A 24,071-nucleotide genomic window follows, 5' to 3' on the forward strand; every position below is an offset into this window, starting at 1 on the left:
TTGAGTACAGGGCGTATTAAGTTCTCTGAATTTACCCATAAACTAACATATAGGGTTATCCCTAAAGACTCAATACTTTTGGCTTAAGACTTACAACTACCTAACTCATCCCAAAACTCAACTGCTCTTCTGTAATGCGGAATAACAATGGATCCGCCAACTAAATTGGCAATCATAAATACTTCATTTATTTCTGCATTGTTAACACCTTCATCATGGCATTTTTCAAGATGATATTTGATGCAATCATCACAACGCAAAACCATAGATGCTACCAAACCTAGCATCTCTTTAGTTTTTACATTTAATGCACCATCTGCATAAGTAGTTGTATCAAGTGCAAAAAACCTTTTGATGTTTGTGTTCGCTGTCTCCATTATCCTACCGTTCATTTTTGTACGATAGTCATTAAATTCTTCTATAAGTTTTCCCATAATTTTAATTTACAATTTTAGATTTACGAATTACAATTAGCCTTCTAATCAGCGGAATTTCGGCTTTAAAGCTCCTCCAACGGATTCCAGAAAACTGTTTTGAAATTCTTTATTTTATCGTTTTCTACAACTATACCTTCTTGCTCTAAAAGCTGCTGCATTAATTCTGGAGGTGAAAAATGAAACTTACCTGTTAATAAGCCGCTACTATTAACCACTCTGTGTGCAGGAACTTTTGGATGAGCAATACCCGCATTACTCATTGCATAACCAACCATACGGGCAGAACCACCAGCACCTAAAGCTTTTGCAATTGCACCATAAGAAGTCACCCTTCCTTTTGGAACCAGTCGAGCAATTTCAAATACTTGATCGTAAAATGAATCTTTCATTAGCTAAATGAAAATTGAATATAATTGATGTTTTTATCGTGCTTTAAATATATTCTCTCGTAATGTGTTTTAATTGATAAAACTTCATCTGCAAATTCAGATTGATATAAATGAGCCGTTTTTTTGTGGGTAATTAATTGTAACTCTTCTACCTTTTCACAAGTATAATTATACAAACCATCGTTGTCGGTTTTCAGATTTACTTTTCCGCCAGCTTTTAGCAATATTTTATACTTAGCTAAAAAACCTGGAAAAGTTAATCTTTTCTTTTCTCTACTTTCTTGTGGCTGAGGATCTGCGAAGGTAATCCAGATTTCATCAATTTCTCCAGGTTCAAAATATTCTAGAATATCCTCAATTTGAATCCGCAAAAAAGCAAGATTGTGTATACCTTCATCAACCCCTGTTCTGGCGCCACGCCAAATTCTATTGCCTTTTAAATCTATGCCAATAAAGTTTTTTTCTGGAAATAGCTTTGCTAAATTAACCGCATACTCTCCTTTGCCACAAGCTAATTCTAATACAACAGGATTATCATTTTTGAAATGTGCTGCTGCCCATTTTCCTTTCATTACCTTACCCAAGTGTAGCTGATACACATTTGGAAAAGTGTCTATTTCAGCAAACTTTCTTAATTTATCTTTACCCACTTTTAAATATTAAGGTGCAAAAATAAAATAAATTGGGCACTTGTGGCTTAAAAGCACAAATAATGATTGATGTATACAAATTGCAAATAGAGATTAGAACAGGAAGAATTCTTGCATCATCACTTGATTTTTTTTGTTCGTTCAGTTACACTAGTTGATCTAGATACGGCATAAACTGTATTTCCAGCTGAAATTTGATACCCAACCGAGATACTATAGAGCAATTTTTCTGTAATTAAGCCTGTCTTATTGTCAATTACATATGTGCCATTGGTATTACTACTAATCAATTTGCCAACAATTGAATTGGTAAATTTAACAATGGTATTATTTTCGGTTATCTCTTCAATTGTAAAATTAGTTTTCAATTTCTGTTTATCAATTACTACAGAATCGGCCCATGAAAATCCCTTTATGAGTGATTTATCATAAGTTATATCCGCTAACATGCTAAATAAAGTTTGTTTTTCGAAAACTTCAGGTTGTAATCCAGCAAATGATACTAAGGTATCTGTTGCTAGTTCTGCTTTGTAATCTGTTGAAGATTGTATAATTCCATACTTATTAATGACTAAATTAATTGGCTTTTTAATCATAAAATTCAATGCTTTTAAAATGGTAGATGTAGAATCGAAACCAGTTTCAGAATTATATATCAACTTCTGACCAAGCGCATCCAAAACTAGATCCATCTTTTTAATTTCTACATTAAAAGAATACTCTTTATCATTAGTTGAAGTAACTTTATATGTTTTTGTAGCGGTAGTAACAGAGTTAATATTAAGTAATTGATTTCCTCTTTTAAGCACTGCGCTTGAATTAGTCAACATTTCTGTTTGGTATTCTTCACCTTGCTTAAACTGAAAAGCCCTATGACCCTCTTGTGCCTGCAAAGAAATAGCCATTAAAAAAAGCCATACCCATAAGCCCCCACGTACTATATATTTCGTCTTATTACTCATTGGTGTTTGCGTTATAAATTGCGCCAGATAATAAATTAATTTCTGCCTATTGCTAATCTCAAACTAGGACTAGGAGGTATAGCTGGAATTGGGGGCAATACTGTTAATGCAGGTAAGGTTACTGAAGTAGTAACTGTTTGAGGTGCAGCCGTTGTACCAGCAGCTGGTGGCGCTGGGGTTGCAGGTGTTGGCGGTATAGCTGGTGCAACATTTGTTGTAGTTGTTGTTGCAAAAGTTGCCGCAGTTTGAACAGGTATCCCAGGAATTGGTGGTGGAGCCGGAACGGTTACTGTGGTAATAGTGGTTGTAGGTGTAATTTGAGGAGTAATTACAGGTACTGGCACCTTGAAATCTGAATTACTTCCTGTACCATTCTGGGCCATTACTTTAATTCCCATTAAAGAGAAAATTGTCAAAAAAACTAATATTAACTTTTTCATCGTTTTGTTATTTAATAATTTACTTTCTTATCTAGAATAAAAGGATAGGCCAGAGTACCGATAAAAGAAACTCGGTCTCCAGAATTTCTTGTTAAATTATAAACTCCGTACCCAAGTGTTAGAGGCGATTTACTGAATGGTCTTAACCCACTAGAAAAACCTAAGTTTAAGCCAGACCACTCTGCATTTATATTCATATTTTTAAATAATTCATAAGATACATTCGCAAAAACCCCTGTTCCATATTTTCCTTTACCAGATGCAATGTCTTTTGGACTTTTATACAAAAAACGGCCATTACCTACGCCAATAGTATAGCCTAAAGCAGAACGTCCCGTTGATTTAGAGGAAACAGTTTGCACCGAATGACTAAATGCAACATAAAAAGTAGCATCTGGAGCATCAGAAATAGATGAACTTGCAAATAGTTGAATTCCTCCTACAGAGATACTGCTTGCTTTAAATATTTGCTTACTGAGTATAATATTTGCTGAAAGATCTTGTAATTCAGATACGCGTCCAACATTTACACTTAAAGAAGTATTCACGTATTTTTTTGGATCACCAAAGCTTAAACCTGCAGCCGTAATCAAATCTGCCTTTTTGGGGGTTGCATATTCAGCAGGATAAATACCTCCAACTACAACATACAAGTAAGTAGTATTACCACCACCCCAACCAGAAGGAGTCATTACACTTTGAACTGAGCCATTTGGCAGTAAAATTCCATTGCCAAAAAAACCTACCTCTTTCTCTCTTCGTAAAGAGTCAAGTTTTAGCCTTAGCCCACTTTCAAAGACGTTCTGTGCAAATAAAAAACTTGTAAAGAATAGCATGGCTGCTAAAGTACTTATAAAGATTTTGAGCGTTTTCATTAGTCAACTTTGAATGAAGGTAGTTATTATTTAATAAATTAAATATTTTTCAAAGATAAAACATTAATTATTAATTACTAACGGCAAGATTAATAAAATAGCCAGAACCCCATCAACACATCAAAATAAGGTTAATAAAACTAGAGCATCCTATTGTCAAAATCAATATATTTACAAATAATTATAAATTATAGCTATATGACCTTAGTTCAGCTTGAATATATTGTAGCCGTAGACACCTACCGTAGCTTTGTAAGTGCTGCAGATAAATGCTTTGTAACGCAACCTACTTTAAGCATGCAGGTACAAAAACTAGAAGAATTTTTAAATGTTAAAATCTTCGATAGGAGTAAACAACCTATTATTCCTACAGAAATTGGCGCTCAAATTATTGCTCAGGCCCGCATTGTGCTACAAGAGAATAAAAAAATAAAAGAAATTATCAGCAGCCAACAACAAGATGTACTTGGAGAGTTGAAAATTGGCATTATCCCCACAATTGCGCCCTACTTATTACCACAGGTGATTTCATCTATGTTAGAAAAATATCCCGATCTGAAATTATTAATTTGGGAATACACTACAGAAGACATTATACATCATTTAAAAACAGGCGTAATAGATTGCGGTATTTTAGCGACCCCGTTAGTTGACCAGAATATAAGTGAAATGCCTTTATATTATGAAAATTTTGTAAGCTATATCAGTAAAAACAGCAAGCTTTTTAAAAAGAAAGCAATAGATGCCGACGATCTAGAAGACGAGAACATTTGGCTCTTAAACGAAGGTCACTGTATGAGATCGCAGGTATTGAACATCTGTCGTTCTACCAAGAACAATCGTTTACAGTCTTTAACCTATAATACTGGCAGTGTAGAGACCTTAATAAGAATGGTTGATGTAAATAATGGAGCAACATTATTGCCAGAGTTAGCATTAGCAGAATTAAGTGTAAAACAGCTCAACAAAGTCCGTTACTTTAAATCACCAGAACCTGTTAGGGAAATTAGCTTAGTTACGCATAAAAATTTCATTAAAAAAAGGATGCTAAATGCTTTGCGTGAAGAAATTTTAGCTGTAATACCTAAAGCAATGAAGCAACGAAAAAAGAAAGATGTTATAGGGATTTAATTTTATTAAAGAAATTAACCTTAATAGAGCAGGCGATTGCAACCAAAAAGAATATTAATGTTAATACATCAATTAAATCCGCATTGATATTTGATCCAGTGAGTTTATCAGCAAAATATTTAATAAAAGAACCAGGTAAATTTTGTTCGCCTAGCTGTGTTTTAATATTCCATTGCCAGTCTGTAATTGGGCAATAACCAAAACCAAACCAAACTCCTAAAATGGTCCAACATCCAAGTGTAACCATAGCAAACCAAAAATGGAGTTTTTTAGTCGCCTTAAATAACCAACCAAAAAGATTAAAACCAATAATGATTAGGTGTAAAATGGTAAGCAGAATATCTAATACCATCAAACTCATCACTATTTAATTATTTCCAGTGCTCTTTAATCCTTCAATACCGACCACCTTTTCTTCTTCTTCCCCTTTTTTCTTCTTTTTCTTTTTCTTACCAGGATCAATGCCACTTAAACGTTCTTCGTTAAGTTTATTGAATTCATCTATCTGATCTGGCTTTAAAACAAGTTTGATGTTTTTATTCATCTCATTTTGTAGCCTGTAAATTCTAGTTTCATCTTCTTCCTTCGCAGTACCTGCTACTTGCTTTTTATAGAGTAACAGCTGCTCTTTAGCCATATCGAAAGCATAATTATAAATCACACTTCTTTGAGTTGGGGTTAGCTTTAAGCGCTTATCCATTTCTTCGATATTCTTTTTTGCAATTTCTTCTGAAGTAGGTACTTTTTGAGCATTACCTGAAAAAAACACACCCATCACCAATACTAGAACTAAAATCAATTTTTTCATCAGTCTCTTATTTAAGTCTACCATCAATTGTAATTCAGTTTAGATGGTTAGTCATCAAATTTATAAAATTATAATCAAAAAATAAGGCTTGTAAATTTTACATCTACAAGCCTTACCAAATATCTATATTATATTTACAATGCTTTTTTGTAACGTTCTGCTACTGCATCCCAGTTTACAACATTCCAAATTGCAGCTAAATAATCTGGGCGTTTATTTTGATATTTTAAATAGTAAGCATGCTCCCATACATCGATACCGAAAATTGGTGTGCCTTTTACTTCAGCGATATCCATTAAAGGATTATCTTGGTTTGGAGTAGAAGAAACAACTAATTTTTTATCAGCACCTACAGAAAGCCAAGCCCATCCAGAACCAAATCTAGTTGCGCCAGCATCTTGAATTTTAGTCTTAAATTCAGCAAAAGATCCAAAAGCTTCGTTTATTGCTTTCGCTAAATCGCCTGTTGGCTCACCACCTTTATTAGGCCCAAGAACTGTCCAGAATAATGAGTGATTAAAATGACCACCACCATTATTACGAACTGCAGCTGGATATTTTGAGATATTTTTTACGATTTCTTCAATGCTTGAATTCGCTTCTGGCTTGCCTTCTAAAGCTTTATTTAAATTAGTTACATAAGCTTGGTGGTGTTTACCATGATGAATTTCCATGGTTAATTTATCAATATTCGGTTCTAATGCGTCTGTTGCGTATGCTAACGCAGGTAATTCAAAAGCCATAATTATATATTTAAGTTTTTTATAATGTTAATGTACAAATATAACAGAGAAACATTAAGTTTTATTCAATTCTTTGTCAAGTTTATTTACGTTTATTTTGAAAAAATGCAGTCATTAAAGCCCCACATTCTGCGCTCAAAACTCCACCTTTTAATAACGTTTTGGGGTGTAAAAGGTTTTGATTTATCCTTGTAAACCCACGCTTATCTTCGTTAGCACCAAAAACAATTCTACTAATTTGTGTCCAATAACTAGCCCCTGCGCACATCACACATGGCTCTATGGTAACATATAATGTGCAATCTTTTAAATATTTTCCACCAAGTGTTTGCGCAGCAGCAGTAAAAGCTTGCATTTCTGCATGCGCAGTTACATCATTTAACTGTTCGGTTAAATTATAACCACGCCCAATAATTTTACCTTGTGCAACTATGATAGCACCAATCGGAATTTCTTGAGCATCATACGCTTTTTTTGCTTCATTTAAAGCAAGGCGCATAAAGTGTTCATCCTCCTGTGTTTTGTTTTGATCTGCTTCGAAATTGTAAAAGCTCATTTAAATTAATTTACTACCATTTGGCACTTTCTTGTCTACCGATGTTAATACAATATCACCATTTTCATCTGCAAAACCTGTAACTAAAAATTCGCTCATAAATTTTCCGATCTGCTTTTTTGGAAAATTAATTACACCAACAATTTGTTTGCCTACTAATTCTTCTTTTGTATAGTGTTTAGTGATTTGTGCACTACTCATTTTAACCCCTAATTCTCCAAAATCTACACTTACTTTGTAAGCAGGTTTACGTGCTTCAGGAAATTCAAAAACCTCGAGTATTGTTCCTATTCTAAGTTCAACTTTTTCAAAATCGTTCCAAGTAATTTCTTGCATTTTGTAAAAATACAAAAGTATTGAGTATTGCTATAGGAGATTTGAGATTAAATGCAGACCACCTTACAGCCATCAGCCTTACTTTTTATTACCTTTGCAACATGGTAGAGATCAAGTTAAAAAAAGGAAAAGAGAAAGCGGTTTTACAACGTCATCCTTGGGTATTTTCTGGCGCACTAGATAAAATTAAAGGAGCTCCTGAAAATGGAGATGTAGTTAGGGTTCACAGTGCGAACAACGATTTTTTAGCTTATGGTTACTTCAACGATCAGTCTCGTGTTGCTGTTCGTTTATTAGAATGGAATGAAGATTATGTTATTGATGAGGCTTGGTATGAGCAAAAAATCAATAATGCAATCCAATCAAGAGCACATCTTTTAAAAAGTAAATACACAAATACCTGTCGATTAATTTTTAGTGAAGCCGATTTTTTACCGGGACTAATTGTAGATAAATATGATGATTTTCTATCCATTCAAATCTTAAGTACTGGAATTGAAAAAGCAAAAACAATCATTATTGATATTTTGGTTAAAGCCTTACAGCCTAAAGGGATTTTCGATCGTAGTGATGCAACAGCCCGTACCCACGAAGGCATTACTGCCGAAAATGGTTTACTTTGGGGAGAAGCACCAGCAGCGTTTATTGAAGTAAGAGAAAATGACATCACTTATCATATCAATATAGCAGAGGGCCAAAAATCTGGATTTTATTGCGACCAGCGTGATAACCGTAAACTTTTAGCAGCGTATGCTGATGGAAAAAGCGTGTTAGACTGCTTTAGTTACAGTGGCGGGTTTAGTCTAAATGCTTTCAAGAACGGAGCCACAACAGTAACAAGTGTTGATAGTTCGGCATTGGCGATCGAGACCTTAAAACAAAATATTGAACTCAATAAATTCGATTCCAAAAATCATACTGCAATTCAATCTGATGTAAATAAACAGCTAAGGATATTTAAAGAGGAAGGCAAAAAATTTGACATCGTTGTTTTGGATCCGCCAAAGTATGCGCCATCTCGCTCGGCTTTAGATAGAGCAGCTCGTGCATACAAAGATTTAAACCGTTTAGGTCTATTGCTGTTAGAAAGTGGCGGCTTATTAGCTACATTTTCCTGCTCTGGTGCGGTTGACATTGAAACCTTTAAACAAATAATTGCTTGGGCTGCATTAGATGCAGGAAAAGAAGTTCAGGTGATCAGGCAGTTCTCTCAACCAGAAGATCATCCAGTTCGTTTATCTTTCCCAGAGGGAGAATATTTGAAGGGCTTACTTGTTAGGGTATTATAAATAACCAAATTATATTAATAAACGATGCTCATAGCTCAAAATATTAAATTAAGTAGGGTACTATTAGATACCTGGAAAGTGGATGTGATCATGATCATTTCATGTACAGCAGCTTATTTTGTTAGGGAGTATTTAATTTCGTATCATTTTCAAATTTCCACAATAATTCCAACAGTACTTGGTACTGCGATAGCATTCTTTATAGGTTTTAATAATAACCAAGCTTATGATAGATGGTGGGAAGCTCGAAAAATTTGGGGAGCAATAGTTAATGATTCAAGGAGTTTAGCTAGAAATTTAATCAACTTTGTTGAGGATGAAGAAACTGCTAAAAGAATGGTCTGCAGGCATATTTCTTTTATTTATGCTTTAAAAGCTAACCTCCGCAATACAGTAGATGAAATTTACACCAAATACTTAACTGAATTCGATAAGCTAGAAGTAGGAAAACACAGCAATAAGCATAATGCTATTTTAAACATTCAGGCAATGGAATTGCAAAAGCTATACAAAGAGAATAAAATTGATGGATTTAAGTTTATGGAAATCAACGAAATGTTGGTGAAATTAACTGATAGCATGGGCGGTTGCGAACGAATTAAAAACACCATATTTCCAACCACATATAGTTACCTAACTAAAGTTTTCATTTGGTTATTTGTAGTAACTTTTACATTGGTTATTAGTCAAGATATGGGTTACTGGAGCATTTTTATGGGTTGGTTAATCGGTTTTGTGTTTGTATCTACTCAGATTAATGGAATGCGTTTGGTTAATCCATTCAACATTAATGCTAGCGGATTGCCCCTGAACAATATTGCCAGAACCATAGAGATTAATCTATTACAAATGCTTAATGAAGAAGATATTCCTGAACCAGTTAGACCAATAAATGATGAGTATATTTTATAAACTCGTCTTTAAATCTTAAATTTCCTCAGAGCTTTCAGGCAGTTTTTCATATTCTCCTGCCCAGGCATATTTTCCAAAAATCACCAAACCAATTGCTATCGGAATAAAAATCAACAAGATAATTCCCCATTGCAAAGCAGTATTTGTTTGCGCAATACCAGGCTCTGCTTGCCCTATTTTATCCCAAGCTTGCCAAGCCATAAAAGCCATCGCTGCAGGACCAAGAATAATCCATACTAACCCTAATATTTTTTTGATCGATTTCATATGCTAGTCGTTAACGTTTTCGTCTTTTTTATTTGATAAATATACAGCGCCAATAATGAAACTTAATGCTGCAATCCCAATAGGATACCATAAACCGGAAAGCGGTGTTGAGCCCGCAAAACTGGCAATCAGTGTTGCAACAAAAGGAACTAAACCACCAAACACACCATTACCCACATGGTATGGAAGTGACATAGACGTATATCTAATTTTGGTAGGGAAAAGTTCTACCAAGAAAGCCGCGATTGGACCATAAACCATAGTAACTAATAAGATTTGAAAGAATACTAAACCCACGAATAGCCAAAAGGTAGAGGTTGGCAATACTTTGTCCTTAACTACTTGTGCATGCCCAATCATTTTGTTTGCATCTGCGTAAACTGTATCAATTGAAACTACATTAAATGATGCCCCGTTTATGAGATTAACTCTTGAACTTGAAGTAATTATACTATCCCCTTCTGAATGCAATGCATGCCTTGTTACAATTGGCGCATTTTCTTTTAATATTGCAGATGTATTCCAAGTGGTTACATCACTCTTATCTAAAAACAATTGATAAATAGGCCTATAGAAAATAATGCCCAAAAGCATTCCTATTAACATAATCCACTTTCGCCCAACCTTATCACTCCATGAACCAAACACCACAAAAAATGGAGTAGCAAACGCAATGCCCCAGAGTAAGATATATCGAGAATCATTAAAATCTATTTTACAGGTGTTTTCTATAAACGATTGGGCATAAAACTGACCAGTGTACCAAATTACACCTTGCCCCATTGTTGCACCAAATAAGGCTAACAATACCATTTTAAAATTGCCTTTGTTATTAAAGCTTTCTTTTAAAGGATTTTTAGAAATATTGCCTTCTGTTTTTAGCTTAGTAAACATTGGTGATTCATGCATCTTTAAACGGATGTAAATAGAAACACCCACTAATAAAATAGAAAGCAAGAAAGGAATTCTCCAACCCCAATCTGCAAATGCCTCTGCTCCAATAATGTTTTTAGAAAGAACAATTATCCCCAAAGAAAGGAACAAACCTAATGTTGCTGTAGTTTGAATCCAGCTGGTAAAAAAACCTCTTTTGCCTTTTGGTGCATGCTCTGCTACATAAGTTGCAGCACCACCATATTCGCCACCCAAAGCTAAACCCTGTACCAAACGTAATATTAAAACGAGTATTGGTGCGGCATAACCGATGGTTTCATATGAGGGGATAAGGCCAATTAAAAATGTAGAACCTCCCATTAACACCAATGTTAACAAGAAAGTGTATTTTCTACCTATTAGATCTCCCAACCTACCAAAAACCAATGCTCCAAATGGGCGAACAATAAAGCCCGCTGCAAAAATTGCCAAAGTATTAATTAATGCCGAAGCACCTGCATCGGCAGGAAAAAGCTTTGCACCAATAATAGTGGCTAAACTGCCAAAAATATAAAAATCATACCATTCAATCAGCGTCCCGAGAGAAGATGCACCGATTACTTTAAAAATACTATTTTGTTTATTTGGTTCGTTCATAATTCTAAAACTAATGGTTTAAAAATTAAAATACAACTCCATCATTAAAAAGCCGTTAACAATACCGTTAAATTGACGTTTATAATTTCAAATAAAGCGCTTAAACATTAAGGAATTAAGAAATACAAGCCTTAATTCTTCAATATTTATTTTTAGGTGAGTTTAATTCTACCTTGACAATGATTAAGCTTGAATATGTAGTCCCGTTGGGAGTTTTATTGTTCGTCTCTAAAATAAACTTTGTAAAAATTCATTGAACGATCGTCATCAAAGCCTTTCTCAATGAGTTCTTTATTTCCATGAATATAAATATGGAAGTTCTTATCAAGCTTTAGGATACTCTTATAAGTTTTAGCCTGCTTTTTAACCGCAGCATCAGAAATATCAAAATTATCTGCTATCGGACTATCAAACTCTTCTTCGTAGTTTTTCTTATAGCTTTTAAACGACTCTATTCCCTCTTTGTTGGCGATTACTTCATTTGCAAACTCATCCATATCAAAGGTTTCCTTTTCCTTGAAATATTTCATCGATTTATTTAACAAATCAATTTTATCAGTTCTAGAAATTTCAAAATCATCATCCAATTTTTCGGTAACGAAGCTTTTGTAAACACCTAAAACATTTTGTGTTTGATTGTAATTATCATTTCTAATTTTAAGTTTTAAAAACTCATCTTTCCAATATACTGCTTCGGTACTGCGATTGGTTTGATCTATCACTGCTACTTTGTACCCTTCTTCCTTTTCAGTGTTAAAGATGAGACAGCCTTTATCTAGCTTGTTGATATTGATGGCTTCTTGCTCATATTTTAACCCAAATCCGCCTTGCTCTGGATAAACTGTTAAATAACTTTCTTTCGTCTCTGATTTAAAAATACCTATCGCATCATGTAAATCGCCCTCAATTTGAACATTCTCAAAGTAAGCAACATACAGTTCTCCAGATTTAATTTTTGGATGATTTGAGATTTCGAATAGATAGGTTGCCAGCTTCTTGCTATTATCATGAAAAACCGCCCCATCAGCAAAAATATCTGCTGCAAAATGATAAACCTCATTTAAATTGAGATCGTTATTAGGGTGCATGAAACGATAAATCTCATTTACTTTTTCATAGGGCGATAAAAAATATTGCAGCAACAGTTGCTTTAACATTTCATCTTCCAAATGCATAGATTGGTCTGAAAGCACATAAAATTCATCTTGAAGTTTATTTCCAATTCTATGTATGGAAAGTTCTGCTAGTGTTGCTTGAGAAAAAGTAATCATATTAAAATCTGATCGGCAAAGAAACGAAGATTTTATTGAATCGGGATAAAAAAGTAGACTCGCAGCAAAGCGAACTAAACGAAAGAAGGGCTATCGTTTCTGATAGCCCTTCTTGTATGTTTTTCAAATAAATTTATTTTACTTCTTCTTCATGTGGTGTGTTTCTTAACGATACTGGCTTTTTACTATTCTTTTTCATTTTTAAATTAAGCATTTCTACCAATACAGAAAAAGCCATTGCAAAATAGATGTAACCTTTAGGTATATGCTGATCAAACCCTTCGGCCAGTAAAGAAACCCCAATTAACAACAAGAAAGATAGCGCCAACATTTTTACTGTTGGGTGTTTGTTTACAAAACTGCTGATTGCACTTGCAGAAAACATCATTACTATAACAGCAATAACTACCGCTGCTATCATAATTTCGATATGATCTGCCATACCTACGGCAGTAATTACAGAATCTAACGAGAATACGATATCTAAAATTAAAATCTGTACAATTGTTCCGCTAAAAGAATGTACTTTAGCCTTACCTCCAGATTCTTCATCCCCTTCTAACTTATTGTGTATTTCGTGGGTACTTTTGTAAATTAAAAACAAACCACCTATCAACAAGATTAAATCTCTCCCTGAGATTGCCAATTTGTCTAACCATTCTGGACTTGTTATCCCAATCCAATCTCCCATATTAAATAAAGGAGCAGTAAGACCCATTACCCAACTTAATGATAATAATAGCAAAACACGCGTAATCATTGCTAATGCTAAACCCAATTGACGGGCTTTTTTCTGCTGATTTTCTGGTAATTTACCAGATAGAATTGAAATAAAGACAATATTGTCTATTCCTAAAACAATTTCTAAAACTGTTAAGGTTAAAAGAGAAATCCAGGCTTCTGGTGTGGCTAAAAAATCCATAGTTAAATTTTATAGGGCGAATATAAAAAAAGCCCATTGATTTTACATCAACAGGCTTAGCTATTATTTGTTTGGTTTTATTTTACTTAAAAGTAACTGATCCATATTGTGTGTTAACACTGATTCTCGCCGTTCCGCCCTTACCTACTTGTCCAGTATATTTTTTATTCTGGCTATATCTACGTTCATCATCACCACCTTCTCGTTTCACACTTACATTAGATCCGTATTTGAAATTACCATAGCTTGTCTCTACATCAAGATCGCCATTATACCCTCCTAAACCTAAATCAACATCTGTATATTGTGCATCCACCTCTATGTTCTTACTTCCTTCAACTTCATCTACAATTAATTTGCCGTATTGCTGTTTGCTAGTTAGGTTACCTCTCAATGTGCCAACTTTTACTGTTGAATACTGAGCATTTGCAGATAGATTTCCTACAGAGCCAATAGTAATGCCACGGCCATATTGATGTTTTACTACTGCGCTACCTTTAATAGTAGTTACATTAACCGCTGCATATTGCACGTCGATATCTAAAGTGCCCACGGTGCCAATAGTTACCCCAGAGCCATATTGGTGTTTTACTTTAAGTGTATTGGCTTCTTTTATATTAGCAGCTCCATATTGAACATTTACATAATTATTTACATTATTTAATTCTCCTGCTGTGAAATTACCATATTGAACTTTTATTGATGTTGGCCCAGAAAAATCTCCAATTAGGATATTTCCATATTGCTGAGATGCAGTTAACGAATTACCTGCTGGCATGTAAACCGTATAATGAACTTTTACTTCTCTACGCCAAATGGTTTTTCCATTTTTCATGCTACTGCCCCAATTCCCATTTCGCTCACCCATTTCTGTTTTATAGCTAACTAAATCTCCGCTTTTAGTTGCATTTATAGAAACATCATCTAATAACTTTTGAGCCTCATCTTCAGTTTTTGCATAGGCTTTAATATCTGCATCTACTTTAATTTCATTTTTGTCCCAAGTTTTAATGGTAATAGAACCAAACTGGTTTGATAAATTAATTTTGTCGCTCTTATCTATACTAAATGCTTTCGTAAAAGACTTAGTCTTCATTGGTGTGTCATCTTGTACATCTTGACTGTTTGCGTTGTCATTGTACCTCACATTCACACTATTTTTAACATCATTTACTGTATAAGAATAGGATGATGTAACGGTTGAAGAAGTTTTAGGGTTTACATTAACCGTAACACTTGGCTGTTGTTGTGCATTGACTTGCATGGCGAGCAACAGCACACTCGACACACTTAAAATTAAACTTTTCATACTGAACTCTCCTTTTTATATTGATTGACTTGGTTTATAATCATCAATTGCTGTTTTAAAATTTGCAATTGCATTTCGCGATTTTTTACCATCGCTTTTACTACAGATAATTGATTTGGACTCTCTGGTAATTGAGCTTTTAATCTATCATATTCTGAATCTAGATTTTTTAAATCTTCGGTAAACCTTTTGTATAAATCTGGGTTTGCTGAGGCATAGAATGCCAAGCTGTCTTTCTTCTCTTCAATTTGGCTTACAAATCTTACCTCTTTTTGTCCAAATTCTGGGTTGATGTCGGCAACATCAATGTTGTTTGCCTGTTTATAATTGTAGGTAAAGTATACCCCTAAGCTAATTACCAACATTGCCGCAATGCTCATCCACTGGTAAAGCTTAATTGACTTTTTTGGCTGTTGTTTTTTATCTAGTTCTGCTTCAATTTTTGCCCACAATTGATCTGATGGACCTTTTACTTCAAACTCCTTCTTGTTGTCTTTTACAAACCCCTCTAATTTATTGCTCATCTTGCTACTCCTTTCATTTCTAATAAACTATTCAACTTTCTTTTTGCTCGCATATATTGCGAACGTGATGTATTTTCTGTTATTTTTAATATATGTGCTATCTCTTCATGGTCATAACCTTCAAATAAGTAAAGTGTTAAAACCACTCGGTAACCATCTGGCAACTCATTCATTGCTACTTTTATGGCTTCTACTTTTAAAGTAGTTTCTTCGTAATCAGTTGCAGGTTCATCTGCTACTTCTACTTCATCTAAGCTCACTAATTCTAGTTTTCTTTTCCTTAAATAATTAATACTCCTATTAATTACAATTTGTTTTAACCACAATCCAAAGGTGGTTTCCTGTCTAAAATCAGCTATGCGATTAAAAGCATCTAAAAAAGCTTCCTGCAAAACATCTTCCGCTTCAGCATCGTCATTAACAATACGCAACGCTACATTATACATAGCATTAGCATACAATTTGTATAACTCAAATTGTGCTTTGCGATTGCCATTTCGGCATTCGTTTACTAGCTCTACGTGTTTATCTATGTATGCAGTTTCCAAATTCTAAGCGTTCTGATTAAAAGACATTGTAAATTTTAAAACGTTGCATCAAGGTAGAAAAAAAGTTTATAACCCCTAAATCCCTTAAAGGAGACTTCCAATCTAATCGGTTAATCTAAATGCCAAATTCAAGTCTCCTTTAAGGGATTTAGGGGTAAAGCAGGGCCGAAGCGATTTTTAATGTTAGTCCCGCTGTTCCTACAAGCCCGAGAAAACCGGGGCTTTTCGTGCCATCGGGTTTAGAGAACAAGGTTTGTGCTCAAATGAAAAAAGAACAAGGAGCAAAGAATAAGATTCAAATTCCTGTCTTTATACTTAATACTAACTACTATATACTTATTAAAACAAAATCGGTATTTTTGCGGCTCAAAATTTAATTTAAAAATGTTAAGAACAACTACTTGCGGAGCTTTAACACTGCAAAATTTAGGCGAAAATGTAACACTCTGCGGTTGGATGCAGAATTCTAGAGATTTAGGCGGGATGACTTTTATAGATATCCGCGACCGTTACGGTATTACCCAATTGGTTTTTAACATGAATGATAATGCAGATTTATGCGCCGGCGCACGTAGCCTTGGTCGCGAATTTGTTATTAAAGTAACCGGAGCTGTTGTAGAACGTTCAAATAAAAACTTAGAAATCCCAACAGGCGAAATTGAAATTAAAGTAACTGCTTTAGAAATTCTAAATGCAGCAAAATTACCTCCATTTTTAATAGAAGATAAAACAGATGGTGGTGATGATTTACGTATGAAATATCGTTACCTAGATTTGCGTCGTAATCCGATTAGAAATAATATGATTTTACGTCATAGAATGGCGCAATCTGTTCGTCGTTATCTAGATGCTTTAGATTTTATCGAAGTAGAAACTCCTGTTTTAATTAAATCTACACCAGAAGGTGCAAGAGATTTTGTGGTTCCAAGCCGTATGAATGGTGGCGAATTTTATGCCTTACCACAATCTCCACAAACATTTAAACAGTTGTTAATGGTTTCTGGTTTTGATCGTTATTTTCAGATTGTAAAATGTTTTAGAGATGAAGATTTACGTGCTGATAGACAACCTGAATTTACCCAGATTGATTGTGAAATGTCTTTCATTGAGCAAGAAGACATCTTAAACACTTTCGAAGGTTTAATTCGTACTTTATTTAAAGAAGTTCGTAATTACGATTTACCCGAAGTGCCTCGTATGCAATATGCAGATGCGATGAAATTTTATGGCTCAGATAAACCAGATACTCGTTTTGATATGAAATTTATCGAAATGAATGATATTGTTAAAGGAAAGGATTTCCCTGTTTTTGACAATGCAGAATTGGTAATTGCTATTAATGCTAAAGGTTGTGCACATTATACACGTAAACAATTAGATGAATTAACAGACTTTATTAAACGTCCACAAATTGGTGCAACAGGTTTAATTTACCTTCGCCATAATGAAGATGGTTCTTTAAAATCATCTGTAGACAAGTTTTACAATGAAGAAGAATTAGCAAGATGGTCGGCAGCTTGCCAAACTGAACCAGGAGATTTAGTTTTAGTAATGGCTGGTGGAACTGATAAAGTACGTAAACAATTAAGCGAACTTCGTTTAGAAATGGGTTCTCGTTTAGGTTTACGTGATAAAGATAAATTCTCAGCACTTTGGGTTTTAGATTTTCCATTGCTAGAATGGGATGAAGAAACAGAACGTTACCACGCCATGCACCATCCATTTACATCACCAAAACCAGAAGATATTGCGATGTTAGATACCGACCCTAAAAACGTACGCGCTAACGCTTATGATATGGTTGTTAACGGAACCGAAATTGGTGGTGGTTCTATTCGTATTCATGATAGAACTTTGCAAGCATTAATGTTTAAACACTTAGGATTTAGCACAGAAGAAGCTCAAAAACAATTTGGTTTCTTAATGGATGCGTTTGAATTTGGCGCACCTCCACATGGCGGTATCGCATTCGGATTTGATAGATTGTGTTCTATTTTTGCTGGTTTAGATTCAATTAGAGATGTGATCGCATTCCCTAAAAATAACTCAGGTAGAGACGTGATGATTGATAGCCCTAGTACTATTGATGAGAAACAGCTGAAAGAATTGAAGATTAAGACGGACTTATAGTTCAATAGCTCAATGGTTCACTAGTGTCATTGGGCTTAAAAGTATAAAAGAAAAGGTCTTGGCAAATTGCCAAGACCTTTTTGTTTTTTATTAAGATTTATTTGTTCGCTACTACTAATGAACAACTGAACTAATAAACCAATAACTAATATGTCTCACTATCTGGCGGGATGCCGTAATCAACAAACCCTACATCTTTCTTTTTATCTTTTTTAGTAAAAAGAGATTTAACCATGTTAAACATGCCTGATAAATTTTCAGCGTCTAAAGACTTTCCTACTTTACCAGAAACCAAAGCGCCTAAAGCTTTTGTAATTACACCAGACCCTTTAAAAATAGTACTGTTTAATAACAGAGGCAATGCGATAGACATTATTTTGCTGCTAACGTTTGTCTTTTCATCAAACTTTAAAAAACTGCTTGGTGTTGCATATTTCTTAATCAAATTTCCAATAGAAAATTGACTAATATATGCTTTAGAATCCTCTTTCAGCATAACACCACGGTGCTTGTAATCAGCTTTTAAGCGATATACTTCACCGTGTAAATCGTCTAAAGTTCTGATACTATTATAATTTTTCTTCATCGTCGTCGTCTTTATCGGCTACCTTATCAAAGTATTTTCTAATAAATAAATTCACCAAAACTCTTTCAATGTATTTATCCTTTGTTAAATAAACAATAATAGATAATAATAGATAGATGCCAGCTACACAGCCAAAACCTCTTGCATAACTACCTAACACGTCAGAAAGATAAAGCGCTAACGTAAATGAGGCAAATAAAAATGCCAATATAAAGGAAATAATTACTGCACCACTTGTTATTAAATCAGCAAAAATCTTAGACCCTTTTTCTACAGCAGATAGCTTGGTATATTCAATCCGAGTATCTATGTATTCCTTGGCGTCTAAAAAAATATCTTCAAGATCTTTTTCTTTCTTTTCTTCCATTATCTGTTAAGATTGATTAAATAGCTTAAACGTTTTCTACTTCAGAAGAATACTCATCTTCTGCATCGCGTAATTTACTTTTGATAGAGTCTACAACTTTATCTTTTAAGCTAGTTAAATTGTTAATTTCATCTGCAGCTCTGTCTTTAATCGAATCTCCGAAATCCTTTAAAGATTGTCCTAGCTTATCTCTCGTTTCAGTTCCCTTTTCTGGCGCAAATAATAAACCTAATGCTGCTCCAGCAGCCAAACCAGCTAATAATGCTACTAATACTTTTGAATTATCATTCATGATACTTAATTTTTAATGTTTAACAATTGTTATTTCAAATATAGCAAGGCCGATATTATGCTATCGTTAAATTATAACTCTTCATGTTCTTGAATTGTTTTAATTCTTTCTAATCTTTCTGTTGCCATCGAACTTGTTTCGTAAATTTTAATGAGTAAGAAAAAATAAGATAACAATAGCGGACCAAATACCAGCCCTAATATACCAAATAAAGGTATACCAATAACTACGCCAATTACAGTTATTATAGGATGTATATTTCCAACTTTTTTGGCAATCATAAATCTTAACACATTATCTATATTGATAATGACTACAAATCCGAATATTAACATTGCCCAAGCAGCAAAATTATTTCCTTCTGCGAATTGTAATAAAGCTGCAGGCACAAATACAACGGGCGGGCCCAAAAGTGGCACAAGTGAAATAAATGATGTTACTACCCCCCAAAATAGCGGATCTTTATAGCCTAAAACATAAAAAGCTAAACTTAACAAAGAACCCTGTACTAGTGCAATAAACCCTTGTCCAACCACATTTGCATAAGTAGTGTTTCGCATTTCTTCTGCAAAACGGTGCGCATTTTGCTCTCTAAAAGGAGCATACTTAACTAAAGCATTTTCAAAAGTTTCCCGTTCTACCAACATAAAGTAAAGCAAAAAGTACATCAATAATAAGCCTAATACAATATTAAAAACACCTGATATTAGCGATGGAAAAAGACTTGTTGCCCATGTTCCTGCATTTTTCAATCCATCCTCTATAATTTTTTGGGCATTTCCTCCAACAGGCAATAGATGTTGTAGTTTGTATAAAATATTTTTAAAATAAATCTGATCGTTTTTAAGTTCTGTAATTTTTTCAATTACCATACTACTTAATGCATAAAATGGAAGTATGATTACGATAATGGATATGAGCAGTAACAGAATTGCTGTGAGTCTACGATTCCAATTTTTAACCTCTGTTAAATAAATATAGCCAGGTCTAAGAATGGTATATAAAACTAAGGTACTTAACAAAGAGCCAAATATTCCCATTAAGGAATATGCAATTAAACAACCCAAAGCTATGATAATAACAAGGTTGATATTGTTGCGCTGTTTATAAGTAAAAATAGACATATAGAGCTTTAGATATATTCTATAAATAACAAAAGCCTCTAAAATGTTTTAAGAAGCTTTTGTTTTATTCAAATTTTTCTTTGGTTTTAATTATCCAAATCGATGGCTTTCATTTTATTATAAAGCGTTTTGCGATCTATATTTAAAATTTTAGCGGCTTTCGTTTTATTAAAATTTACTTCTCTTAGCACATTTAAAATGGCATCATATTCTGCCTCAAGTGCTGCATTTTTTAAATCTCTCGGCTTGTTTGAAGCAGCTGAACGTACAATTGAGTTTTCAACTGCATTTTCTATTGCAGTAGCTTTTGCATAAGTAGATATTTCTAGTGGCAAGGCTTTCAGCTGAATTTCTTCAGATTCGGTTAAAAGTGTTGCTCTTCTAACTACATTTTTTAATTCCCTTACGTTTCCAGGCCAATTATAGGTTAAGAAACATTCTTCAACTTCTTCAGAAAACCCCTGAATATTTCTATTTAACTCTTCATTTGCTACACTCAAAAAAGTATCCGCAAAAACCATAATATCTCTGCCTCTTTTGCTTATAGGTGGTAAATGAATAGAAAACTCATTAAATCTATGATACAAATCTTCTCTAAATCTTCCTTTCTGAATGGAATCTGCTAAATTTTCATTAGTTGCCACTATAATGCGGACATCTAAATCTATTTCTTTAGTACTTCCAATTCGCTTAATTTTTCTTTCCTGCACAGTTCTTAATAAGGCAGCCTGAATTTCATACGATAGGTTACCAACCTCATCTAGGAATAACGTACCTCCATTAGCCATTTCAAAGTGACCAATTTTGGTATATAATGCTCCAGTAAAAGAGCCTTTTTCATGACCAAAAAATTCGCTCCCTGCTAACTCCTTTGTTAATGAACCGCAATCCATAGCCACAAATGGCTTATCTTTTCTTGGGCTGTTTAAATGTATAGTTTTAGCTACCGATTCTTTTCCTGTTCCACTTTCTCCAGTTAGAATCACACTATAAGTAGTTGGTGCAACCAACATAATCTGTTTCATTAAATCTTTTGATGCAGCACTTTGTCCAACAACAAACTCTCCAGTTTCTAGCTGTACCTGCTTGTTTGATTTGTCTTTTTTACTTTTCAGTTCATTTTCTAAAATAGTAGATCTTAAAGCAATTTGCATCTCAATTGCTTTATTAATTGTATTTAATATTTCATCAGGATAAAGTGGCTTTGTGATATAATCATAAGCTCCTAATTTGATAAGTTCAACTGCTAACTTAATATCAGAATAACCTGTAATAATGATAACGCCTGTTTGTGGGTAGCTTTCTTTAATTTTAATCAGCATTTCCTTACCATCCGTATCTTCTAACCGATAATCACATAATACCAAGTCAAAATCTTGCTTAGAGAGGTAATCCATTGCAGAATTTCCGTTTGTGGTTGTTTCCACACTAAAAGAATTTTTAGTCAAAAACTTTGACAACAATAAGCCTATATTAATCTCATCATCTACTATTAAAATTTTTTTCATAAAGGTATTTCCACATCAAATAATGTTTAAATATAAAGAAATATTTATTTTGGGAAATATTTTCCACACTTTATTTGTTCTTTTTTATGCTTTTTTTGGCAAATAAAAAAAGCGCTAAATTCACTTAGCACTTAAATTAAATTAATTTCTTTTAGGTTAAAAATCGTAACCTATCCTTAACCCATAAATCCAATGCTATTTAAACCTTCATATCTTACACCAATATCAAAACCACCAAAACGTGCTCCAATACTTGGTGCACAAGTTAAGTGAGCGCTAGAAACAAAACCATAAGTTGGTGTTGTACCAGAGAAGCCTGTTACAGCATAGGTTTTAGCAATAGTGAGCCCAGCCCAACAACACGTATAAAAACAAAACTCGTTGACAATCAATACCAACGAGTTTAAACCAGAGCTATTTATTTTACTTGCCTTTAAAAACTGCTTTTCTCTTTTCTAAAAATGCAGCAACCCCTTCTTTAAAATCTTCCGTTTGGAAACAATTACCAAATTCTTCAATTTCTACATCGAAACCATTTACGTCTTTTCTTAAAGATGAATTAACAGCCTTAATTGCACTTGCAATTGCTAAAGGTGCTCTAGATTTTATCTTATTTAATATTTCTTCAGCTTTGCTAATCAATTCCGTTAGCGGAACGACTTCATTCACCAAACCTATTTTGGCGGCATTTTCTGCTGTAATCATATCTGCAGTTGCAATCATTTCTATTGCTCTACCTTTACCAACAAGCTGTGCCAAGCGCTGTGTACCACCGTAGCCAGGTATTAGGCCCAAACTTACTTCGGGTAAGCCTAACTTTGCGTTTTCACTAGCAATGCGAATATGACAGGCCATTGCTAATTCTAATCCACCTCCCAGTGCAAAACCATTAATAGCAGCTACAACTGGCTTTGGGCAATTTTCAATTGCATTAAAAACATTAGCATGTCCAGATTTTGCTAATTCTTTTCCCTCAGCTAAAGTATAATTTTGAAATTCTGATATATCGGCACCTGCTACAAAAGCTTTTTCACCTGCGCCTGTAATTAAAACACCTCTTACATCAGCACTTTTTATTGCGAAAGAAATTGCATCTGCTAATTCTGTTAATACTTCTCTATTTAGTGCATTGAGTTTTTCTGCTCTATTGATCGTAATGTAAAGAATATTCTCCCTTACTTCTGATAAGATTTGTTGATACTTCATTTTAAAAATTTCTATTTTCAGTAACCCAATTTGTAATATATGTTACAATACTTGCCATAGGTGTTCCTGGCGGAAACAATCCACCCACACCAATTTCTTGAAGTTTCTTGATATCGGCATCTGGAATAATTCCACCACCTGTTAATAAAACATCCGTTAATTGTTTTTCTTTCATGATGGCAATAATTTTTGGAAAAACCGTCATGTGTGCACCCGAAAGAATAGATACACCAATTGCATCAACGTCTTCTTGTAGGGCTGTATTTACCACCATTTCTGGAGTTTGGCGTAAACCCGTATAAATTACCTCCATACCTGCATCACGCAATGAGGTTGCAATTACTTTTGCCCCACGATCATGCCCATCTAAACCCACTTTTGCCACTAAAACCCGAATGGGTCTGCCCAATGTTTTGTTCATATTTTGATACTAAAGTAGGGTATAAATGTAATTTAAATTACCGATTTATCAATGAAACCTAGTCAAATGCCAAAGTAAACTTCAATACTGATACTTATACAGGGCCACTATAAGGCCAGCATTAGGCCTATTAAAACGAAAGATAGACGAAGGATGAACGTAAGATGAACGAAGGATAGTTGAATTAACACTAATCTTTAACTATCTTTATACAAAGCAAAACCAATGGCAATCTCAAAAGACAACATCATTACCGAAACTTTAAGTGGTAAAGTAGGTAATATCATTTTTAAAAATTATGGTAATAAGACGGTCATTAGCAAGTATCCAGACATGTCTAATGTGGTTAAGACCGAAAAGCAAAAGGAAAATCAGCTACAGTTCAAGGCCGCACAAGCATACGCAAAAAGCATTCTATCAGACCCAGAGAAAAAATTGGCTTTTATTAAAACGATACCCAAAGACAGGACAGCTTATCATGCTGCTATTTCAAAATACCTAAAAGAGAACAAAACACCTCAATAACCTATGCATATAG

Annotated in this window: 31 protein-coding genes; 5 read left to right on the plus strand and 26 right to left on the minus strand. The window is 34.1% G+C overall.

Annotated features, from left to right (window positions below):
• Window positions 1-83: 83 nt before the first annotated feature.
• The 6 genes from FA048_RS02395 to FA048_RS02420 form a co-directional block, all read right to left on the minus strand.
• Window positions 84-434 (minus strand): carboxymuconolactone decarboxylase family protein, encoded by a 351-nt coding sequence (locus FA048_RS02395; RefSeq protein WP_136838576.1) that lies wholly within the window; start codon window positions 432-434, stop codon window positions 84-86.
• A gap of 65 nt (window positions 435-499) precedes the next feature.
• Entirely contained in the window at window positions 500-826 is a 327-nt protein-coding gene (locus FA048_RS02400; RefSeq protein WP_136838578.1) for an MGMT family protein, read from the minus strand.
• Window positions 826-1,476: a tRNA (guanosine(46)-N7)-methyltransferase TrmB gene (trmB, locus tag FA048_RS02405; protein WP_136838580.1), complete on the minus strand. Its 651-nt coding sequence runs from the start codon at window positions 1,474-1,476 to the stop codon at window positions 826-828. Before trmB ends, FA048_RS02400 begins: the two co-directional genes overlap by 1 nt.
• Window positions 1,477-1,595: 119 nt before the next feature.
• Entirely contained in the window at window positions 1,596-2,438 is an 843-nt protein-coding gene (locus FA048_RS02410) for a hypothetical protein (protein WP_136838582.1), read from the minus strand.
• Between the two features lie 35 nt (window positions 2,439-2,473).
• The gene (locus FA048_RS02415; protein WP_136838583.1) at window positions 2,474-2,878 is read right to left on the minus strand and encodes a hypothetical protein; all 405 of its coding nucleotides are present in this window, start codon (window positions 2,876-2,878) and stop codon (window positions 2,474-2,476) included.
• Between the two features lie 11 nt (window positions 2,879-2,889).
• Window positions 2,890-3,753 carry a hypothetical protein gene (locus FA048_RS02420; protein ID WP_136838585.1) on the minus strand — a complete coding sequence of 288 codons (864 nt, stop codon included), beginning with the start codon at window positions 3,751-3,753 and terminating at the stop codon, window positions 2,890-2,892.
• A gap of 198 nt (window positions 3,754-3,951) precedes the next feature.
• Between FA048_RS02420 and FA048_RS02425 the strand changes: the two genes are divergently transcribed.
• The gene (locus FA048_RS02425) at window positions 3,952-4,884 is read left to right on the plus strand and encodes a hydrogen peroxide-inducible genes activator (RefSeq protein ID WP_136838587.1); all 933 of its coding nucleotides are present in this window, start codon (window positions 3,952-3,954) and stop codon (window positions 4,882-4,884) included.
• On the opposite strand, the gene FA048_RS02430 is transcribed toward FA048_RS02425, so the two are convergent.
• The 5 genes from FA048_RS02430 to FA048_RS02450 form a co-directional block, all read right to left on the minus strand.
• On the minus strand, window positions 4,871-5,236 hold the full coding sequence (locus FA048_RS02430) for a DUF2784 family protein (RefSeq protein ID WP_225872493.1): 366 nt from the start codon (window positions 5,234-5,236) through the stop codon (window positions 4,871-4,873). The genes FA048_RS02425 and FA048_RS02430 overlap by 14 nt on opposite strands.
• 15 nt (window positions 5,237-5,251) lie before the next feature.
• Complete coding sequence (locus tag FA048_RS02435) at window positions 5,252-5,692, minus strand: hypothetical protein (RefSeq protein ID WP_136838591.1); 441 nt, start codon at window positions 5,690-5,692, stop codon at window positions 5,252-5,254.
• Between the two features lie 134 nt (window positions 5,693-5,826).
• Complete coding sequence (locus tag FA048_RS02440) at window positions 5,827-6,435, minus strand: superoxide dismutase (protein ID WP_136838592.1); 609 nt, start codon at window positions 6,433-6,435, stop codon at window positions 5,827-5,829.
• Window positions 6,436-6,517: 82 nt separating this feature from the next.
• Window positions 6,518-6,991, minus strand: coding sequence for a nucleoside deaminase (locus FA048_RS02445; protein ID WP_136838594.1), 474 nt, complete (start codon window positions 6,989-6,991; stop codon window positions 6,518-6,520).
• Window positions 6,992-7,327 (minus strand): tRNA-binding protein, encoded by a 336-nt coding sequence (locus FA048_RS02450; RefSeq protein ID WP_136838596.1) that lies wholly within the window; start codon window positions 7,325-7,327, stop codon window positions 6,992-6,994. It lies immediately after the preceding gene.
• 101 nt (window positions 7,328-7,428) lie between these two features.
• On the opposite strand from FA048_RS02450, the gene FA048_RS02455 reads away from it, so the two are divergent.
• Together FA048_RS02455 and FA048_RS02460 are read left to right on the plus strand one after the other, a co-directional pair.
• Window positions 7,429-8,616, plus strand: a complete 1,188-nt coding sequence (locus tag FA048_RS02455; protein ID WP_136839389.1) for a class I SAM-dependent rRNA methyltransferase — start codon at window positions 7,429-7,431, stop codon at window positions 8,614-8,616.
• A gap of 24 nt (window positions 8,617-8,640) precedes the next feature.
• Complete coding sequence (locus FA048_RS02460; RefSeq protein WP_136838598.1) at window positions 8,641-9,528, plus strand: bestrophin family protein; 888 nt, start codon at window positions 8,641-8,643, stop codon at window positions 9,526-9,528.
• A 15-nt stretch (window positions 9,529-9,543) separates the two neighbouring features.
• Here FA048_RS02460 and FA048_RS02465 read toward each other — a convergent pair whose 3' ends face one another.
• The 7 genes from FA048_RS02465 to FA048_RS02495 all read right to left on the minus strand — a co-directional run bounded on the left by FA048_RS02465 (window position 9,544) and on the right by FA048_RS02495 (window position 15,899).
• A complete protein-coding gene (locus tag FA048_RS02465; RefSeq protein ID WP_136838600.1) occupies window positions 9,544-9,795 on the minus strand; it encodes a DUF6814 family protein in 252 nt (83 codons plus the stop codon).
• Window positions 9,796-9,798: 3 nt separating this feature from the next.
• A complete protein-coding gene (locus FA048_RS02470) occupies window positions 9,799-11,325 on the minus strand; it encodes an MFS transporter (RefSeq protein WP_136838602.1) in 1,527 nt (508 codons plus the stop codon).
• Window positions 11,326-11,540: 215 nt separating this feature from the next.
• Complete coding sequence (locus tag FA048_RS02475) at window positions 11,541-12,596, minus strand: nucleoid-associated protein (RefSeq protein ID WP_136838604.1); 1,056 nt, start codon at window positions 12,594-12,596, stop codon at window positions 11,541-11,543.
• A 133-nt stretch (window positions 12,597-12,729) separates the two neighbouring features.
• The gene (locus FA048_RS02480; RefSeq protein WP_136838606.1) at window positions 12,730-13,518 is read right to left on the minus strand and encodes a TerC family protein; all 789 of its coding nucleotides are present in this window, start codon (window positions 13,516-13,518) and stop codon (window positions 12,730-12,732) included.
• A gap of 82 nt (window positions 13,519-13,600) precedes the next feature.
• Window positions 13,601-14,827, minus strand: a complete 1,227-nt coding sequence (locus FA048_RS02485; protein ID WP_225872459.1) for a hypothetical protein — start codon at window positions 14,825-14,827, stop codon at window positions 13,601-13,603.
• Window positions 14,824-15,351, minus strand: a complete 528-nt coding sequence (locus FA048_RS02490) for a hypothetical protein (RefSeq protein WP_136838607.1) — start codon at window positions 15,349-15,351, stop codon at window positions 14,824-14,826. The genes FA048_RS02485 and FA048_RS02490 overlap by 4 nt, the downstream gene beginning before the upstream one ends.
• The gene (locus FA048_RS02495) at window positions 15,348-15,899 is read right to left on the minus strand and encodes an RNA polymerase sigma factor (protein WP_136838609.1); all 552 of its coding nucleotides are present in this window, start codon (window positions 15,897-15,899) and stop codon (window positions 15,348-15,350) included. The genes FA048_RS02490 and FA048_RS02495 overlap by 4 nt, the downstream gene beginning before the upstream one ends.
• 384 nt (window positions 15,900-16,283) lie before the next feature.
• Here FA048_RS02495 and aspS point away from each other — a divergent pair, with 384 nt between their 5' ends.
• Window positions 16,284-18,029, plus strand: a complete 1,746-nt coding sequence (gene aspS / locus FA048_RS02500; protein WP_136838611.1) for an aspartate--tRNA ligase — start codon at window positions 16,284-16,286, stop codon at window positions 18,027-18,029.
• A 145-nt stretch (window positions 18,030-18,174) separates the two neighbouring features.
• On the opposite strand, the gene FA048_RS02505 is transcribed toward aspS, so the two are convergent.
• The 8 genes from FA048_RS02505 to FA048_RS02540 all read right to left on the minus strand — a co-directional run bounded on the left by FA048_RS02505 (window position 18,175) and on the right by FA048_RS02540 (window position 23,533).
• Complete coding sequence (locus FA048_RS02505; RefSeq protein ID WP_136838613.1) at window positions 18,175-18,615, minus strand: hypothetical protein; 441 nt, start codon at window positions 18,613-18,615, stop codon at window positions 18,175-18,177.
• Window positions 18,599-18,982 carry a phage holin family protein gene (locus FA048_RS02510; RefSeq protein WP_136838616.1) on the minus strand — a complete coding sequence of 128 codons (384 nt, stop codon included), beginning with the start codon at window positions 18,980-18,982 and terminating at the stop codon, window positions 18,599-18,601. Before FA048_RS02510 ends, FA048_RS02505 begins: the two co-directional genes overlap by 17 nt.
• Window positions 18,983-19,007: 25 nt before the next feature.
• Window positions 19,008-19,274, minus strand: coding sequence for a YtxH domain-containing protein (locus tag FA048_RS02515; protein ID WP_136838618.1), 267 nt, complete (start codon window positions 19,272-19,274; stop codon window positions 19,008-19,010).
• Between the two features lie 71 nt (window positions 19,275-19,345).
• The gene (locus FA048_RS02520; RefSeq protein ID WP_136838620.1) at window positions 19,346-20,398 is read right to left on the minus strand and encodes an AI-2E family transporter; all 1,053 of its coding nucleotides are present in this window, start codon (window positions 20,396-20,398) and stop codon (window positions 19,346-19,348) included.
• A gap of 86 nt (window positions 20,399-20,484) precedes the next feature.
• On the minus strand, window positions 20,485-21,906 hold the full coding sequence (locus tag FA048_RS02525) for a sigma-54-dependent transcriptional regulator (protein ID WP_136838621.1): 1,422 nt from the start codon (window positions 21,904-21,906) through the stop codon (window positions 20,485-20,487).
• A gap of 176 nt (window positions 21,907-22,082) precedes the next feature.
• Window positions 22,083-22,298, minus strand: a complete 216-nt coding sequence (locus FA048_RS02530; RefSeq protein ID WP_136838623.1) for a hypothetical protein — start codon at window positions 22,296-22,298, stop codon at window positions 22,083-22,085.
• 31 nt (window positions 22,299-22,329) lie between these two features.
• The gene (locus FA048_RS02535; RefSeq protein WP_136838625.1) at window positions 22,330-23,112 is read right to left on the minus strand and encodes an enoyl-CoA hydratase/isomerase family protein; all 783 of its coding nucleotides are present in this window, start codon (window positions 23,110-23,112) and stop codon (window positions 22,330-22,332) included.
• A 1-nt stretch (window position 23,113) separates the two neighbouring features.
• Complete coding sequence (locus FA048_RS02540) at window positions 23,114-23,533, minus strand: cobalamin B12-binding domain-containing protein (protein ID WP_136838627.1); 420 nt, start codon at window positions 23,531-23,533, stop codon at window positions 23,114-23,116.
• A 225-nt stretch (window positions 23,534-23,758) separates the two neighbouring features.
• Here FA048_RS02540 and FA048_RS02545 point away from each other — a divergent pair, with 225 nt between their 5' ends.
• Window positions 23,759-24,058 carry a hypothetical protein gene (locus FA048_RS02545; RefSeq protein ID WP_136838629.1) on the plus strand — a complete coding sequence of 100 codons (300 nt, stop codon included), beginning with the start codon at window positions 23,759-23,761 and terminating at the stop codon, window positions 24,056-24,058.
• Window positions 24,059-24,071 lie beyond the last annotated feature (13 nt).

The organism is Pedobacter polaris (assembly GCF_005116505.1).
Taxonomy (GTDB): Bacteria; Bacteroidota; Bacteroidia; order Sphingobacteriales; family Sphingobacteriaceae; genus Pedobacter; species Pedobacter polaris.